This is a genomic window from Streptococcus mitis SK1080 (genome assembly GCF_000220085.1).
In the GTDB taxonomy this organism is placed as follows: domain Bacteria; phylum Bacillota; class Bacilli; order Lactobacillales; family Streptococcaceae; genus Streptococcus; species Streptococcus mitis_K.
Genome location: NZ_AFQV01000018.1, coordinates 91,434 through 105,260 on the forward strand (window position 1 = coordinate 91,434; position 13,827 = coordinate 105,260).

Consider the following 13,827-nt stretch of genomic DNA (forward strand, 5'->3'; position numbering starts at 1 on the left):
TTACTTGTAGAATAAACTATTTTTTAATAGATTAGACGGGTAAAAATAGTTTAATGTTAAATCGAAAGGATTGTATATGTCAAAAACAAAGAAAATATTTTTCATTATTTTCTGTATTTTAATCTTGACAATTTTCCTTCCTGTTTTGATAGATTATCATCAAGTTAGTGATCTAGGCATTCAGCTATTTAGCTGGAGACAGAATCATTTCGTTGAATTTTATCTCTCTAGATATATATTCTGGGGGATAGTGGCTCTATCAACTTTAGTTTTGTTATCGATGTTAGTTGTGTTGTTTTATCCTAAACGTTATTTGGAAATTCAACTTGAAACTAAAAACGATACATTGAAATTAAAGAATTCAGCAATCGAAGGTTTTGTTAGAAGTTTGGTGAGTGATCATGGATTGATCAAGAACCCAACTGTTCATGTAAATTTACGAAAAAATAAATGTTTCGTTCATGTAGAAGGTAAAATTCTTCCTTCGGACAACATCGCTGACAGATGCCAACTAATTCAAAATGAAATAACTAATGGATTGAAGCAGTTTTTTGGTATTGAGCGTCAGGTTAAACTAGAAGTTCTAGTAAAAGACTACCAGCCTAAACCAAAACCTCAAAACAAAAAGACTGTTAGTCGTGTGAAGTAAGGAAGTAAAAAATGGAATGGCTTAAACAATATCGATATCCAATAATCGCAGGTCTCATAGGCGTATTTCTCGCTTGTTTGATTATCTCCTTTGGCTTCTTCAAAACAATATTTGTATTGATTTTAGGAGCACTGGGAGTTGCAGCTGGATTATATATCGAAAAAAACTATATAGATAAATAAAAAATAAAAATTACTAATTTAATTAAAGGAGTTTCATATGTCAAACGAAAAAAACATTAACACTAACGTAGAAAAGAAAGATGCTACTGCTGTAGCTCACGAAATCAAAGGGGAACTTACTTACGAAGATAAAGTTATCCAAAAAATCATTGGTCTGTCACTAGAAAACGTTTCAGGTCTTTTGGGAATCGACGGTGGTTTCTTCTCAAATCTTAAAGAAAAAATCGTTAACAGCGATGACGTAACAAGTGGTGTTAACGTAGAAGTTGGTAAAACACAAGTTGCAGTTGACTTAAACATTATTGCTGAGTACCAAAAAAATGTTCCAGCTTTATATTCAGAAATCAGAGAAATCGTATCTTCAGAAGTTGCTAAAATGACTGACTTGGAAGTTGTTGAAATCAACGTAAACGTTGTCGACATCAAAACTAAAGAACAACATGAAGCAGACTCAGTAAGCCTTCAAGATCGCGTATCTGACGTTGCTGAATCAACAGGAGAATTCGCTTCAGAACAATTCGAAAAAGCTAAATCTGGTCTTGGATCTGGTTTCTCAACTGTTCAAGAAAAAGTTAGCGAAGGTGTAGAAGCTGTTAAAGGTGCAGCAACTGGTGTAGTATCTCACGAAAAAACTCGTGTAAACTAATATAAAATAAATATAACAGGAGAAATTATCATGTCAGTAGAAGAAAAATTAAATCAAGCTAAGGGTTCTATTAAAGAAGGTGTTGGGAAAGCCATCGGTGATGAAAAAATGGAAAAAGAAGGAGCAGCTGAAAAAGTTGTTTCTAAAGTAAAAGAAGTTGCTGAAGATGCCAAAGACGCTGTAGAAGGTGCTGTAGAAGGTGCTGTAGAAGGTATCAAAAACATGTTGAGTGGCAACGATAAATAAGGCTAAAAGTTACTTTATCTTTTTAGTAACATTAGTCAAAAGAGTCTGAGTCAATATGATTCTCAGAAAACAAAAAGCTAGAGATTTCCAATTGCGGAACTCTAGCTTTTTAATTTCACCTCTTTCTCTTATTATATTTCAGCAGGATGTTGACCGTTAGTACGAATCCCATGTCAATTCTCACTTTACGCTTACCTATCAGATGACATCTCTTATAACCAAGCAAACCTTTATCTGCCCAAAGACAGATTTCATATCAATCTTACGTTTAGCGAAAATTTGTCTACCCTTGGAAGATAAAAGTGCCTGATATTCTTTAGTTTTTAAACACTGGTAACGTTCATTTATATACAGTCCCTTTTGAGGGGCTGATTCAGGTTCATCATCGCAGTCAAGATTGATTTCAAGGATTTTTACTTTCTATCTACCCTTTTTCATGATGTATTTTCGTATAGGTGTTTCAACCATTTGAACGATTTCAAATCCTTCTTTTTGGTAAAGATTGTGAGCTGTTTGATTTGCCTCGAAGACATTTAGAGAAATAGTATCTATGTCTTCATTTTCAAATGCCAAACTAACAAATTTCCTTAAAGCTTGTCTACCTAAGCCTTGCCCCTGTTTCTGGGGATTGATAAAAAATCTCCCGATATGAAGATTACTGTCTTCTAGTCTGATTTTCTGGATAAGCCCCACAAACTCTTGTCCTTCAAAGATTGAAAAGATTCCTTCCAAATCTTGCAAAACTTGAATTGTCAAGGGAAAAGGAATCCTTGGTCCCATCCATTGTTCTTGAAAGGATTTGCCAAGGAAGTTGGACCATTGGCATACGAGCTGAGCGTTTTCTGTACTCACCTTTTCTTCAAAACGAATTATCATCTTTGCCTCACCATCTTATCTATGTTTCTCCATTATACTACTTCTCCTATTTTTTACGAATAGATAAGTATGATTGATTTTTACTTTTTTCTTGTCGGGAGCATTCTCGCTTCCTTTCTTGGTTTGGTCATTGACCGTTTTCCAGAGCAATCCATTATCAGCCCAGCCAGTCACTGCGATTCCTGTCAGACTCGCTTGCGTCCCTTAGATTTGATTCCGATTCTCTCGCAGATGCTCAATCGCTTTCGCTGTCGCTACTGCAAGGCTCCTTATCCAGTCTGGTATGCCCTTTTGGAACTAGGCTTAGGGCTCCTCTTTCTGGCTTGGTATTGGGAATTACTTTCCTTGAGTCAAGTCATCCTAATCACTACTGGTTTGACCTTGGGCATCTACGACTTTCGCCATCAGGAATATCCCTTACTGGTCTGGATGACTTTCCACCTAATCCTCATGGCTTCCTCTGGCTGGAATCTAGTCATGGTCTTCTTCCTTGCTCTTGGAATTTTAGCTCATTTTATTGATATTCGCATGGGCGCAGGGGATTTTCTCTTTTTAGCTTCCTGCTCTCTCGTCTTTATCGTAACGGAGTTACTGATCTTGATTCAGTTTGCTTCTGCGATGGGTATCCTGGCCTTTCTCCTGCAAAAGAAAAAGGAAAGACTTCCTTTCGTGCCTTTCCTCTTACTCGCTGCTTGTGTGATTATTTTTGGTAATCTACTGCTTGTTTGATAAAGTCCAATTTCTGCCATATGTCCTTCATGAAATTATTTCACAGTTGAATTATAAATTATTTCTTTTGTACAAAGGAATGATGTTATCAAATCGATCTGTTCTTTTATCTTCTTTATACTGATCAAAAAATTTCATTTCGACTGAAAATATTTCGCTTATAAACTGTAAACGAATACTTTGTTTAGACATTATAGTCGCTAGACTGACTAGATGATTACTCAAAACGACGTCCAGAATACTCTTTACTTTGCTTGGTTTTTTAACAAAAATTTGATCATCCAGAGGTTCAATCATTTTGTAACCTTTTTGCGCAATTTGACGATAAAAGTAAGAATGTTGCTTTGGAGTCAATAATCCTAACTTAAAAGCTCGATACTCTAAAGCCTGTATCGAAACATTCAAATCCGACTTCAATAAAATATAACTATCAGGATTGCTGACACGCTTGCCAACCCTCTCTTCAAATTTGACCAAAAACTCTTCTTTTGGCAATAAAAAACATGATGCAAAATAATTTGCTTCTTGCTCCAAACGATCGCCATCTTCATTCATATCTTTATATTTGTGTAAAAGAATATGTCCTAGTTCATGAGCTAAGTCAAAATTTCGACGTACAGATGATTTATTCGTCCCCAACACAATATAAGGTCTTCCCAATTTTGACCATGCGCTATAAGCATCAGCTTGCCCATTAATTAATCGTTCCACGATATAGATGCCTGAACGTTCTAATTTATAAAGCAAATCATGATTATCTTTTGAAATACCTAATTTTTCCCTGGCATAAAGAGCCAATTCCTCAATGGATTCTCCCTTATGATAAGATTCACTCACTACATTACTTAGGTCATGAATTGTAATATTAGGTATAATTACAAAACTTTCAAAATAATCAATCAAACTATCTACCTTATGTAAATACATAGTTTGAATATCTATTGTTTTCCGTGTTGCTAGGTCTGCATTTCTAAAGGCAATTACAGAAGAATCAAATCGAATACTTTCTTCTTCTTGTTCAAAATAAGTTAAATCAACATGAAATTGGTTGGCCAAATGCATTTTGGTTGATAATTTAGGTTTAGTTTCGTTAGACTCAAACTGCCAAATGGCTTGTTCCGTTAAATTAATTCTCTGAGCCAATTCTGCTCTACTTAAACCATTTAACAGCCGTAATTCTTTCAATACCCGACCATTAAACATTTACATACTCCTTACTACTTTTGACCTTCTTGTTTTTCTATTCTTGGAATAATTTCAAAATCTTCTGTTTCCGATAATTCTGAAAAATTAGGAATATCTTGGTATTTAGCTTCTTCGAAATGGTACGAACTTGATTGAATATACTCAGACAAATCTTGAATCAAGTGTAACTGACCAGTTCGTGCATCAGGCATAACAACATCTACAGATATAATATTGTTTGCTGAGTCCGCCTCATAAGTTAAAATCATAAATTTTTCGATATTCGAATTTTTAGTAGCTTGTTCAATTTCTTGAATCATTTCATCAGAAACTAACTCCATCTGAATTGGAAAAGAATGACTATCTTCATCATTTTTATAGGAAGAATGTTGATTAAGATAAAGTGTATTAATCTGAGCATATTCAAATAAGTAGCCACTCTTATTTTTTTGTACCAAAGGAAATTGGTTCGTAAGTCGCTTCTTACCCTTTATAATTAACAATACTTTCCCATATTTTTCTGTATTTGTTTCAAATTCTAAATATCCCCAAGTCTGTCCTGCTAATTTTAATTTATACTCAAACAAATCTGCTGATGCAAATGCAGTATCAATATGATTAGGTCGTGTCCATGCATAACCATTCGACACTATCATGGTCTCTCTTTTTTCTAGACGTTCATCTACATAATCTTTTTGCCCTTTCATCAAAGTATCTACAATTTTTTGTGCCTCAAGCGAATCAAAGAGATCCTGATTCAACATAATTCTTCCTCCTTCAAATTCTTTTTAATGAATTATATCATTTTCTTAAAGAAATTACTACAATAATTGGCTTTTTCTTAAAGTTGCATATCAGAGTAATTTAGAAAATTATATCTTCTATAGTAAAATCAATTAAAAACTGAACAAATTTATTGGGAAATTCAAATCACTTTCTTAAAATATTTTAGGAATCATAATGTACTATTCCAGATTCAATTCATTATAAAACTAGCCTTTCTCCTGCAAAAGAAAAAGGAAAGACTTCCTTTTGTGCCTTTCCTCTTACTCGCTGCTTGTGTGATTATTTTTGGTAAGCTACTGCTTGTTTGATAAAGTCCTGAATCGGCTCTCCTTGATGGAGAGCTTTTACGATTTTTGAACCGACGATAACGCCATCTGACACCGCATTAAAGCGTTCTACATCGGCTTGACTAGATACGCCAAAACCTGTCAAGACTGGGATATCGGCCACTTGATGCAATTGTGCCAAGTGCTTGTCCAAGTCTGCGCGGTAATTGCCAGATTTCCCTGTCACCCCATTGATGGCAACGGCATAGACGAATCCTTCTGCCCCATCAATCAACTCTTTCTGGCGCTCAATTCCTGTCGTCAAACTAACTAGAGGAATCAAGGCGATGTCTGTGTCTGCCAAAAATGGTTCTACAAAGTTGGCATGCTCATGAGGCAGGTCTGGAATAATCAAGCCCTTAACCGCTGTATCTGCCAAATCTTTGACAAAGTTCTCCACACCGTACTGAAAGAGGGGGTTGAAGTAGGTCATGATGACCAGCGGAACCTCTGTTTCAATGGTTTTCAAGGTTTCAACCAAAGCCTGGGTAGAGGTCCCGTGGGCTAAACTGCGCAAGCCAGCTTCTTCGATAACAGGTCCATCTGCGACAGGATCTGAAAAGGGAATGCCCACTTCAATTGCAGAGACACCCATATCTTCTAAAAAGTGGATTGTTTCACCGAGACCGTCCAAACCTTTCTCATGATCTCCAGCCATGATATAGGGAACGAAAATTCCTTTTCCAGTCGCTTTAATAGCGTTCAATTTTTCTGTTAGTGTCTTAGTCATGAGCTTCTCCCTTCTTTACTGCATCTGCTTCCAAACGGTCTTTGACTTGAACCACATCCTTGTCCCCACGACCTGATAGACAGACAATCATAGACTTGTCTGGTCCAAGTTCTTTGGCTAATTTCACTGCGAAGGCAATGGCATGGCTAGATTCCAAGGCTGGGATAATCCCTTCCACGCGAGATAAGAGCTGAAATCCTTCCAAGGCTTCCTCGTCTGTCACAGGAACATAGCTGGCACGTTTGATATCGTGGTAGTGAGAATGTTCTGGACCGATACCAGGATAGTCCAAACCTGCTGAGATAGAGAAGGCTTCAAGAATTTGACCATGGGCATCTTGGAGCACATCCATGAGAGAACCATGAAGGACACCCGGACGACCCTTGGTCAAGGTAGCTGCGTGGTGCTCCGTATCCACACCAAGTCCAGCCGCTTCAGCCCCATACATAGCTACAGACTCATCTTCTACAAATGGATGGAAGAGCCCGATGGCATTAGAACCACCACCAACACAGGCTACTAGGGCATCTGGCAAATCTTGACCTGTCAAGTCACGGTACTGTTGTTTAGCCTCTCGACCGATGACACTTTGGAAATCACGAACAATTTCTGGAAATGGATGAGGTCCTAAGGCAGAACCAAGGATATAGTGGGTATCATCGATATTAGCCACCCATGAACGAAGGGCTGCATTGACCGCATCCTTGAGCACGCGCGAACCATCTGTCACTGCCTCAACCTTGGCTCCCAAAAGCTCCATACGGAAGACATTGAGGGCTTGGCGTTTGACATCTTCCTCACCCATATAGATAGTACATTCCATGTTAAAGAGGGCCGCAGCTGTTGCAGTTGCCACACCGTGCTGACCAGCACCTGTTTCAGCGATAATTTTCTTTTTACCCATGCGTTTAGCCAGAAGAACTTGTCCCAAGGCATTGTTAATCTTGTGAGCCCCTGTATGGTTGAGGTCTTCACGTTTGAGATAAATCTTGGCTCCGCCGATATGCTGGGTCAAGTTTTTTGCGTAGTAAAGGGGAGTTTCACGTCCCACATACTGGCGCAAAAGTTGGTTTAATTCCTCTTGGAAACTTGGGTCTGCCTGACTTTCACGATAAGCCTTTTCCAACTCCAAAACTGCTGTCATCAATGTTTCTGGGACAAAACGTCCACCGAATTTTCCGTAAAATCCATCTTTATTTGGTTCTTGATATGCCATTCTTTACCCTCTCTATAAATCTTCTAATCTTTTCATGATCTTTTTGTCCATCTGTCTCCACTCCGCTTGATACATCTACTGCATAGGGAGTAAAATGTTGAATTGCTTTTACTACATTGTCTTCATTAAGCCCACCTGCGATAAAGAAAGGCTGAGGTAATCCAGTCGTATCCAGTTGCCCCCAGTCAAAGGTCTGGCCACTCCCAGCCATAGGGGCATCAAAGAGTAGATAGTCTGCCTGAGAATTGGGCACATGCCCCTCTCCATCCACCTGCACAGCCTGAATGCTAGCACAAGGCAAATCCTCAAATAAATCATCTGCCACCTGACCGTGAACTTGAACCAAGTCTAAACCAACTTTGTCAATCGCTTCTAGCAGTTCTACCCGACTTGGTGAAACAAATACACCAACCTTTTTGACATCTGCAGGAATAAGCTTTGCCATCTCAGAAGCCTCTTCCAAAGTCACCTGTCTTTTACTAGGTGCGAAGACAAAACCGATGTAGTCTGCTCCTGCTGATACGGCTGTTTCCACCGCTTCTTTGGTCGATAGTCCGCAAATTTTAACCTTTGTCAATCTGCAACTCCTTGATTCTCTGGGCAACATCTTCTGCCTGCATAAGAGCTGTCCCAACTAAAATTCCGTTAAAGTATGGGGCTACTCTTTCCGCATCCTGCCCTGTGAAAATAGCAGATTCAGAAATATACAAGCAATCATATTTGAAATGTTTAGCCAAGTCCACGCTGGTCTGCAAGTCGACCTCAAAGGTGGTTAAATTTCGATTGTTGACACCGATAATTTGAGCTCCAAGTCTGTGGGCCACCTCTAGTTCAGCTAGATTGTGAGTTTCCACCAAGACTTCCAGACCAAGCTCTGTCGCATAGTCATACAGTTCCTTGAGGCGTTTTTCTGACAAGGCTGCCACAATGAGCAAGATGACTGTCGCACCTGCATTGCGAGCGCGGATGATTTGCTTTTCATCGATGATAAAGTCCTTGTTGAGCGTTGGAATCTGTACCTGACTGGAAATCTCCCGTAGATAATCCAAATGACCTTTAAAGAAAACTTCATCTGTCAAAACAGAAATCATCACTGCACCATTTGCTTCATAAGTCTGGACCTGTTGCACAATATCCACATCGAGATTGATATCTCCCAGACTAGGGCTAGCCTTCTTGACTTCAGCGATTACCTGTAAACGGTCTTGGTGTTGTTTTAGATAGTCAGCCAAGCGATGGGTCTGGCGCAAGGGCTGGATTTCCTCCAGCTCCATTTGCTCTACCTCACGCGCCTTCTGCTCCAAGATTCGTGCTAAAAATTCCTGACTCATTTTTGGTACTCCTGCAACAATCTGAGTTTTTCAAGGGCCTTGCCACTAGCAATGACTTGACGGGCCAAGGCAACTCCTTCCTTGATGCTATCAACTTTACCATTAGCATAGAAACCAAGACCAGCATTTAAGACTGTCGTTTCCAAGAATGGACTTGGTTCATTTTTAAGAACGCTAAGCAAAATTTCTGCATTTTCCTGAGCATTGCCTCCACGAATATCTTCGATAGCGTAGCCTTCCATTCCCAAATCCGCTGGATTAAAGCTTGACAAGGTGATTTCGCCATTTTCAAGAAGAGCAATTTTGGTTGTTCCATTTAAACCAGCTTCATCCAATCCTTCTGGTCCAGCAACAACGATGGCACGTTTGCGACCCATATTTTTCAAAACCTGAGCTGTACTTTCTAGAAGTTCTGGACGACTAATACCAAGAAGCTGTGTTTCCAAAGCCATTGGGTGAATCAGGGGACCAGTCAAGTTCATAATCGTTGGAATTCCCAATTCCAAACGAGCTGGCATGATGTATTTCATTGCTGGGTGCATATTTTTAGCAAAGAGAAAGACGATTCCAGTTTTATCAAAGACCTTACCTAGTTCAGCTGGTTTGAGGTCTAGGTTGATGCCCAAGGCTTCGAGAACATCTGCAGAACCAGATTTAGAAGAAATCGAGCGGTTACCGTGTTTTGCCATGTGAACACCACCACCAGCCAAGACAAAGGCTGCAGTTGTGGAAATATTAAAACTAAAAGATTTGTCCCCACCTGTACCACAGTTGTCCATAGCATCATGAATTTCAGTTGGAATATGTTGGGCATGCCCTCTCATGACTTGGGCAATGGCTGTGCGTTCTTCAGGTGTTTCCCCCTTCATCTTAAGAGCTAAGAGGAGAGAAGCAATCTGCGCTTCCGTTACACGCCCAGTTACGATACGCTCAATGACATCCGTCATTTCCACACCTGATAAATTTTCAAATTTTGCTAGTTTTTCAATAATCTCTTTCATCCTAGTTTCCTCACTTTACAACCTTCTCGATAAAATTCCGAATAGAAGACAAGCCATCTGGCGTTCCAATGCTCTCTGGATGGTACTGGAAACCATAAATCGGTAGGTTTTTATGTTGAATCCCCATGATGGCTTGGTCATCAGTCGAACGAGCTGTCACTTCAAAGTCTTCTGGCATTTCTTCAATCAAAATACTGTGATAACGCATGACTGCACGGCCATCCTCGATACCTTGATACAAAACAGATGGCGCTTCAAAGCTGATATGGCTCTGTTTCCCATGCATGACTTTTGGAGCCAAACCTAACTTACCACCAAAGACTTCTGCAATGGCTTGGTGGCCCAAACAAATCCCAAGAATCGGCTTCTTGCCAGCAAAATCACGAATCATGTCTTCCATCTTTCCAGCATCAACTGGCCAACCAGGACCAGGAGAAAAGACCAGACCATCTGCTTTTTCAGCTTCTTCATACAGCTTGGAATCATCATTTCTCAAAACCTGAACTTCTGCAAAATTCCCAATGTATTGGGCCAAGTTATAGGTAAAAGAATCATAGTTGTCAATCAATAAAATCATGGTCTTAGTTCTCCAATTCTAGTCATAGATTTAGCCTTGTTAATGGTTTCTTGGTATTCGTTTTGGGCAATGGAGTCGTAGACAATCCCTGCCCCAGCCTGAACATAGGCTGTTTGATTTTTGAGAATCATCGTTCGGATGGCAATGGCAAAATCCATATCGCCCGTCGCAGACAAGTAGCCGATTGCTCCTGCGTATACGCCCCGTTTTTCCGTTTCCAGTTCATAGATGCGTCTCATAGCTCGAATTTTTGGTGCTCCAGAAACAGTTCCAGCAGGAAGTGTTGCTTTCAAAGCATCCATAGCAGTGAGTTCTGGAAGCAAACGCCCCTTGACCACGCTGGTCAAATGCATAACATAACGGAAGAGCTCCACTTCCATATACTTGGTGACTTGGACACTGGCCGTTTCAGAGATGCGGCCAATATCATTACGACCCAAGTCTACTAACATCCGATGCTCTGCTGTTTCCTTCTCATCAGAAAGCAGGTCTGTCGCCAAAGTCTTGTCCTCTTCATCCGTAGCTCCTCTTGGTCGCGTACCGGCAATCGGATTGGTTGTCACGATGCCATTTTTAACTGAAACTAAACTTTCTGGACTGGCACCGATGATTTGATAATCCCCAAAATCATAGAAATAAAGGTAATTAGAAGGATTGGTCACGCGGAGATTTCTGTAGAAGTCAAATGGATTTCCAGTAACTTCTGCTGAGAAGCGCTGACTGAGCACGCATTGGAACATATCTCCATTACGAATCAAGTCACGAGCTGTTTCCACCATTTCCTCAAACTTCTGAGGAGCGATATGCGGTTGGAAGTCAAGTGGTGATAAATCCAAATCTTCAAATTCATTTGGAGCAGGAATGCGTAATTCCTCAAGCACTTGGTTCAAGGCTTTTTCCAAGTCTTCTTGACTACGCTCACTATAGAGAGCATCCTCAATGACATGGATTTTTTCCTTCTTATGGTCAAAGACCATGTAGCTCTCATGGACGAAGAAATGCATGTCTGGCGTTCCAATTGTATCTTCAGGGATTTGACCAATTTCTTCATAAAGCGAAATCATATCGTAACCCACAAAGCCAATTGCCCCACCACCAAAAGGTAGGTCTGAATGGTGTTGGCTCTTATGAGTCACTTCATAAAGAAAATCTAAGGGATCCTGATCAATCACTTGACCATTTTGATAAAGAACTCCATTTTCAAACTTAATCTCAAAAACTGGATTATAAGCTAAGATAGAAAAACGAGCTGTTTCCTTGTCTCTCGGAATACTTTCTAAGATAACCTTGTGTTGCCCCTTTAGGCGCATATAAGCCAAGATTGGTGATAAGACATCTCCATGAATGATTCGTTCCATTGTAATTTCCCTTTCAGTTCTACTTCTAGTCCGTGGTGACTGTATGAAAAATCCCCACGCAAAATAACTTGCGTGAGGACGAAATTCGCGGTGCCACCTCAATTATAGGATTTCTCCTATCTCTCATTCCTGTCTCAGAAACCTCCTGTAACAGGTTGTGCGATAAAGGGCACTCCCTTGAGAATTATGTTTTCTTCTCTCGTTTCAGATGGACCCAACCTTACAGCTTTCTCTGCTTGTTTCCAGCAACCACAAGCTCTCTGTGAGAGAAAGGACTGTAATTTTTCCATCTTTTATTTTTTAGCTTCAAGGTAGGCTGCAATCGCAGCTACGTCCTTGTCTCCACGACCAGAGACATTGATGATGAGATTTTCATTTCGGTACACTTTTACTAGCTTCTTTCCTTTATAGTTGGAATCTTTCAACTTTCTATCGCTATCATGTTACGAAAAAAGCCCACACACAGAATATACTTCCATGTGAGGGCGTTGGTAACGCGGTGCCACCTCAATTATAAAGGGACTATCCCTTTACATCTCTGCCTTGTCTAACAACAAGTTGCACTGTAAGGTGTGCGCACCGAATTTTCATTGTTTCAAATTCATTTTTAAAATCAGCCCACTTTCACTACTTCCAACCACCTGTTCACAATCACCACAGGCTCCCTGAAGATCAAAAATAGTTACTTTTCTGATTTGTTGAACTTATTTTAATACTTTGTTTTTTCTTTGTCAAGACTTTTTTACAATTTTTTTGATGAAACTAGTACTTTTTCAGAAACTGTTTTGAAAGTCTCAATGATATAGTCTACTTCTTCATCGCTTAATTTAGTGTGAAGAGGGAGCGTAATTTCATTTTCAAAGAAGGCATAGGCCTTAGGATAGTTGGCTATATCAAAGCCAAGATTCTTATAGGCTGTCAAGAGCGGAAGCGGTTTGTAGTGGACGTTACTCGCAATTCCTGCTTTAGCCAATTCTTGGATGATAAGATTGCGTTCTTCTAAGCTCGCTCCTTCTACATGGGTGATGTAGAGGTGGCGTGAAGATTCGACAGTTTCAGTCTTGTGTGCCAAAGGATGGATGAGAGAACCTGCAAAACCACGATCATAGCGATCCACTATCTCCTTACGACGTTCTAGTAAACCAGGGTAACGGTCCAATTGTACCAAACCAAGGGAAGCCATGATATCAGTCATATTGCACTTGTAGGCTGGTGTGACGATATCGTATTCCCAAGAGCCCAGTTGCATCTTAGCAAGAGCATCCTTAGTTTGCCCGTGAAGGGAAAGAATTTGGAATTCCTTGTACATCTCTTCGTCGTCAATCGCTGGATTAGATTTCCAAGTTGCACTTCCACCCTCTGCAGTTGTAAAGTTCTTAACGGCATGGAATGAGAAGGAAGTAAAGTCAGCGATAGAACCGGCTGGTTGTCCTTTATAAGTTGATCCCAAAGCGTGGGCACTATCAGAGACAATCACAATACGGTTAAAGGCCTTTTGCCACTTGCTTGACGCAGTAAAGAGATCACGTTTTTTCTCCACAACTTGGAACAAACGGTCATAGTCGCAAACAATCCCTGCGAGCTCTACTGGGATGATCACCTTAGTTTTCTCAGTGATAGCTTGCTCCAGCAGGTCATAGTCCATCTCAAACGTATCCGCTTGGATATCCACCATGACAGGGGTTGCTCCTACGTGAGTGATGACACTACATGAAGCTGTATAGGTCATGGCTGGAACGATGACTTCGTCACCAGGTCCCACTTCCAAGACGCGCAAAATCAACTCAAGAGCGGCAGTCGCAGAGTTGAGGCAGACAGTCTTAGGCGTCTGTGTGTATTGAGACAAACGACGCTCCAGTTCTTTTGTCTTAGGACCTGTTGTGATCCAACCAGAACGCAGGGTATCCGCTACTTCAGCAATTTCTGCTTCCGTAATATCAGGTGGTGAAAATGGAATATTGTAATTTGGCATTGATTTGCTCCTTTTAT

16 protein-coding genes, 2 pseudogenes and 2 other annotated features are annotated in these 13,827 nt (G+C 40.2%); of the genes and pseudogenes, 6 read left to right on the top strand and 12 right to left on the bottom strand.

Translation table 11 applies throughout. The annotated features are described in order from the left end of the window. The first annotated feature begins 76 nt into the window (after window positions 1–76). From amaP to HMPREF9957_RS07310, 4 genes are read left to right on the top strand one after another with little or no spacing between them, the layout of a single operon-like run. The gene (amaP, locus tag HMPREF9957_RS07295; RefSeq protein WP_000047596.1) at window positions 77–649 is read left to right on the top strand and encodes an alkaline shock response membrane anchor protein AmaP; all 573 of its coding nucleotides are present in this window, start codon (window positions 77–79) and stop codon (window positions 647–649) included. 11 nt (window positions 650–660) lie between these two features. Continuing rightward, window positions 661–831, top strand: a complete 171-nt coding sequence (locus HMPREF9957_RS07300; RefSeq protein ID WP_000455064.1) for a DUF2273 domain-containing protein — start codon at window positions 661–663, stop codon at window positions 829–831. A gap of 37 nt (window positions 832–868) precedes the next feature. Beyond that, complete coding sequence (locus HMPREF9957_RS07305) at window positions 869–1,477, top strand: Asp23/Gls24 family envelope stress response protein (RefSeq protein WP_000064110.1); 609 nt, start codon at window positions 869–871, stop codon at window positions 1,475–1,477. A gap of 30 nt (window positions 1,478–1,507) precedes the next feature. After that, on the top strand, window positions 1,508–1,723 hold the full coding sequence (locus tag HMPREF9957_RS07310; RefSeq protein ID WP_000109952.1) for a CsbD family protein: 216 nt from the start codon (window positions 1,508–1,510) through the stop codon (window positions 1,721–1,723). 115 nt (window positions 1,724–1,838) lie between these two features. On the opposite strand, the pseudogene HMPREF9957_RS13810 reads toward HMPREF9957_RS07310, so the two are convergent. Both HMPREF9957_RS13810 and HMPREF9957_RS07315 read right to left on the bottom strand, forming a co-directional pair. Then, window positions 1,839–2,110, bottom strand: a pseudogene (locus tag HMPREF9957_RS13810) (transposase); the annotation flags it as partial. Window positions 2,111–2,143: 33 nt separating this feature from the next. Beyond that, window positions 2,144–2,599: a GNAT family N-acetyltransferase gene (locus HMPREF9957_RS07315; RefSeq protein ID WP_000586772.1), complete on the bottom strand. Its 456-nt coding sequence runs from the start codon at window positions 2,597–2,599 to the stop codon at window positions 2,144–2,146. Between the two features lie 69 nt (window positions 2,600–2,668). Between HMPREF9957_RS07315 and HMPREF9957_RS07320 the strand changes: the two genes are divergently transcribed. Continuing rightward, window positions 2,669–3,328, top strand: coding sequence for a prepilin peptidase (locus HMPREF9957_RS07320; protein ID WP_000564997.1), 660 nt, complete (start codon window positions 2,669–2,671; stop codon window positions 3,326–3,328). A gap of 51 nt (window positions 3,329–3,379) precedes the next feature. Here the strand turns inward: HMPREF9957_RS07320 and HMPREF9957_RS07325 are convergent, their stop codons facing one another. Both HMPREF9957_RS07325 and HMPREF9957_RS07330 read right to left on the bottom strand, forming a co-directional pair. Then, window positions 3,380–4,531: a spr1629 family repressor/antitoxin gene (locus tag HMPREF9957_RS07325; protein ID WP_000481755.1), complete on the bottom strand. Its 1,152-nt coding sequence runs from the start codon at window positions 4,529–4,531 to the stop codon at window positions 3,380–3,382. Window positions 4,532–4,545: 14 nt separating this feature from the next. Then, entirely contained in the window at window positions 4,546–5,277 is a 732-nt protein-coding gene (locus HMPREF9957_RS07330) for a spr1630 family ClpXP-sensitive toxin (protein ID WP_000934014.1), read from the bottom strand. A 228-nt stretch (window positions 5,278–5,505) separates the two neighbouring features. On the opposite strand from HMPREF9957_RS07330, the pseudogene HMPREF9957_RS12635 reads away from it, so the two are divergent. Next, window positions 5,506–5,607 (top strand): annotated as a pseudogene (locus HMPREF9957_RS12635) (prepilin peptidase); the annotation flags it as partial. Here HMPREF9957_RS12635 and trpA read toward each other — a convergent pair. The 8 genes from trpA to HMPREF9957_RS07375 form a co-directional block, all read right to left on the bottom strand. Then, window positions 5,579–6,355 (bottom strand): tryptophan synthase subunit alpha, encoded by a 777-nt coding sequence (gene trpA / locus HMPREF9957_RS07335; protein ID WP_000169311.1) that lies wholly within the window; start codon window positions 6,353–6,355, stop codon window positions 5,579–5,581. The pseudogene HMPREF9957_RS12635 and the gene trpA overlap by 29 nt on opposite strands. Next, entirely contained in the window at window positions 6,348–7,571 is a 1,224-nt protein-coding gene (gene trpB / locus HMPREF9957_RS07340; protein WP_000331267.1) for a tryptophan synthase subunit beta, read from the bottom strand. The genes trpA and trpB overlap by 8 nt, the downstream gene beginning before the upstream one ends. Continuing rightward, on the bottom strand, window positions 7,549–8,148 hold the full coding sequence (locus HMPREF9957_RS07345) for a phosphoribosylanthranilate isomerase (RefSeq protein WP_000169911.1): 600 nt from the start codon (window positions 8,146–8,148) through the stop codon (window positions 7,549–7,551). Before HMPREF9957_RS07345 ends, trpB begins: the two co-directional genes overlap by 23 nt. Next, window positions 8,135–8,902 carry an indole-3-glycerol phosphate synthase TrpC gene (gene trpC, locus HMPREF9957_RS07350; RefSeq protein ID WP_000076514.1) on the bottom strand — a complete coding sequence of 256 codons (768 nt, stop codon included), beginning with the start codon at window positions 8,900–8,902 and terminating at the stop codon, window positions 8,135–8,137. The genes HMPREF9957_RS07345 and trpC overlap by 14 nt, the downstream gene beginning before the upstream one ends. After that, complete coding sequence (trpD, locus tag HMPREF9957_RS07355) at window positions 8,899–9,903, bottom strand: anthranilate phosphoribosyltransferase (protein WP_000658704.1); 1,005 nt, start codon at window positions 9,901–9,903, stop codon at window positions 8,899–8,901. The genes trpC and trpD overlap by 4 nt, the downstream gene beginning before the upstream one ends. A gap of 10 nt (window positions 9,904–9,913) precedes the next feature. Next, window positions 9,914–10,480, bottom strand: coding sequence for an aminodeoxychorismate/anthranilate synthase component II (locus HMPREF9957_RS07360; RefSeq protein WP_000601923.1), 567 nt, complete (start codon window positions 10,478–10,480; stop codon window positions 9,914–9,916). After that, a complete protein-coding gene (gene trpE / locus HMPREF9957_RS07365) occupies window positions 10,477–11,838 on the bottom strand; it encodes an anthranilate synthase component I (RefSeq protein WP_000439613.1) in 1,362 nt (453 codons plus the stop codon). The genes HMPREF9957_RS07360 and trpE overlap by 4 nt, the downstream gene beginning before the upstream one ends. 71 nt (window positions 11,839–11,909) lie before the next feature. After that, window positions 11,910–12,135: a binding site (T-box leader), on the bottom strand. A 181-nt stretch (window positions 12,136–12,316) separates the two neighbouring features. Next, window positions 12,317–12,540, bottom strand: a binding site (T-box leader). A 40-nt stretch (window positions 12,541–12,580) separates the two neighbouring features. Further along, on the bottom strand, window positions 12,581–13,810 hold the full coding sequence (locus HMPREF9957_RS07375; protein ID WP_001134525.1) for a DegT/DnrJ/EryC1/StrS family aminotransferase: 1,230 nt from the start codon (window positions 13,808–13,810) through the stop codon (window positions 12,581–12,583). Between the last annotated feature and the right edge of the window lie 17 nt (window positions 13,811–13,827).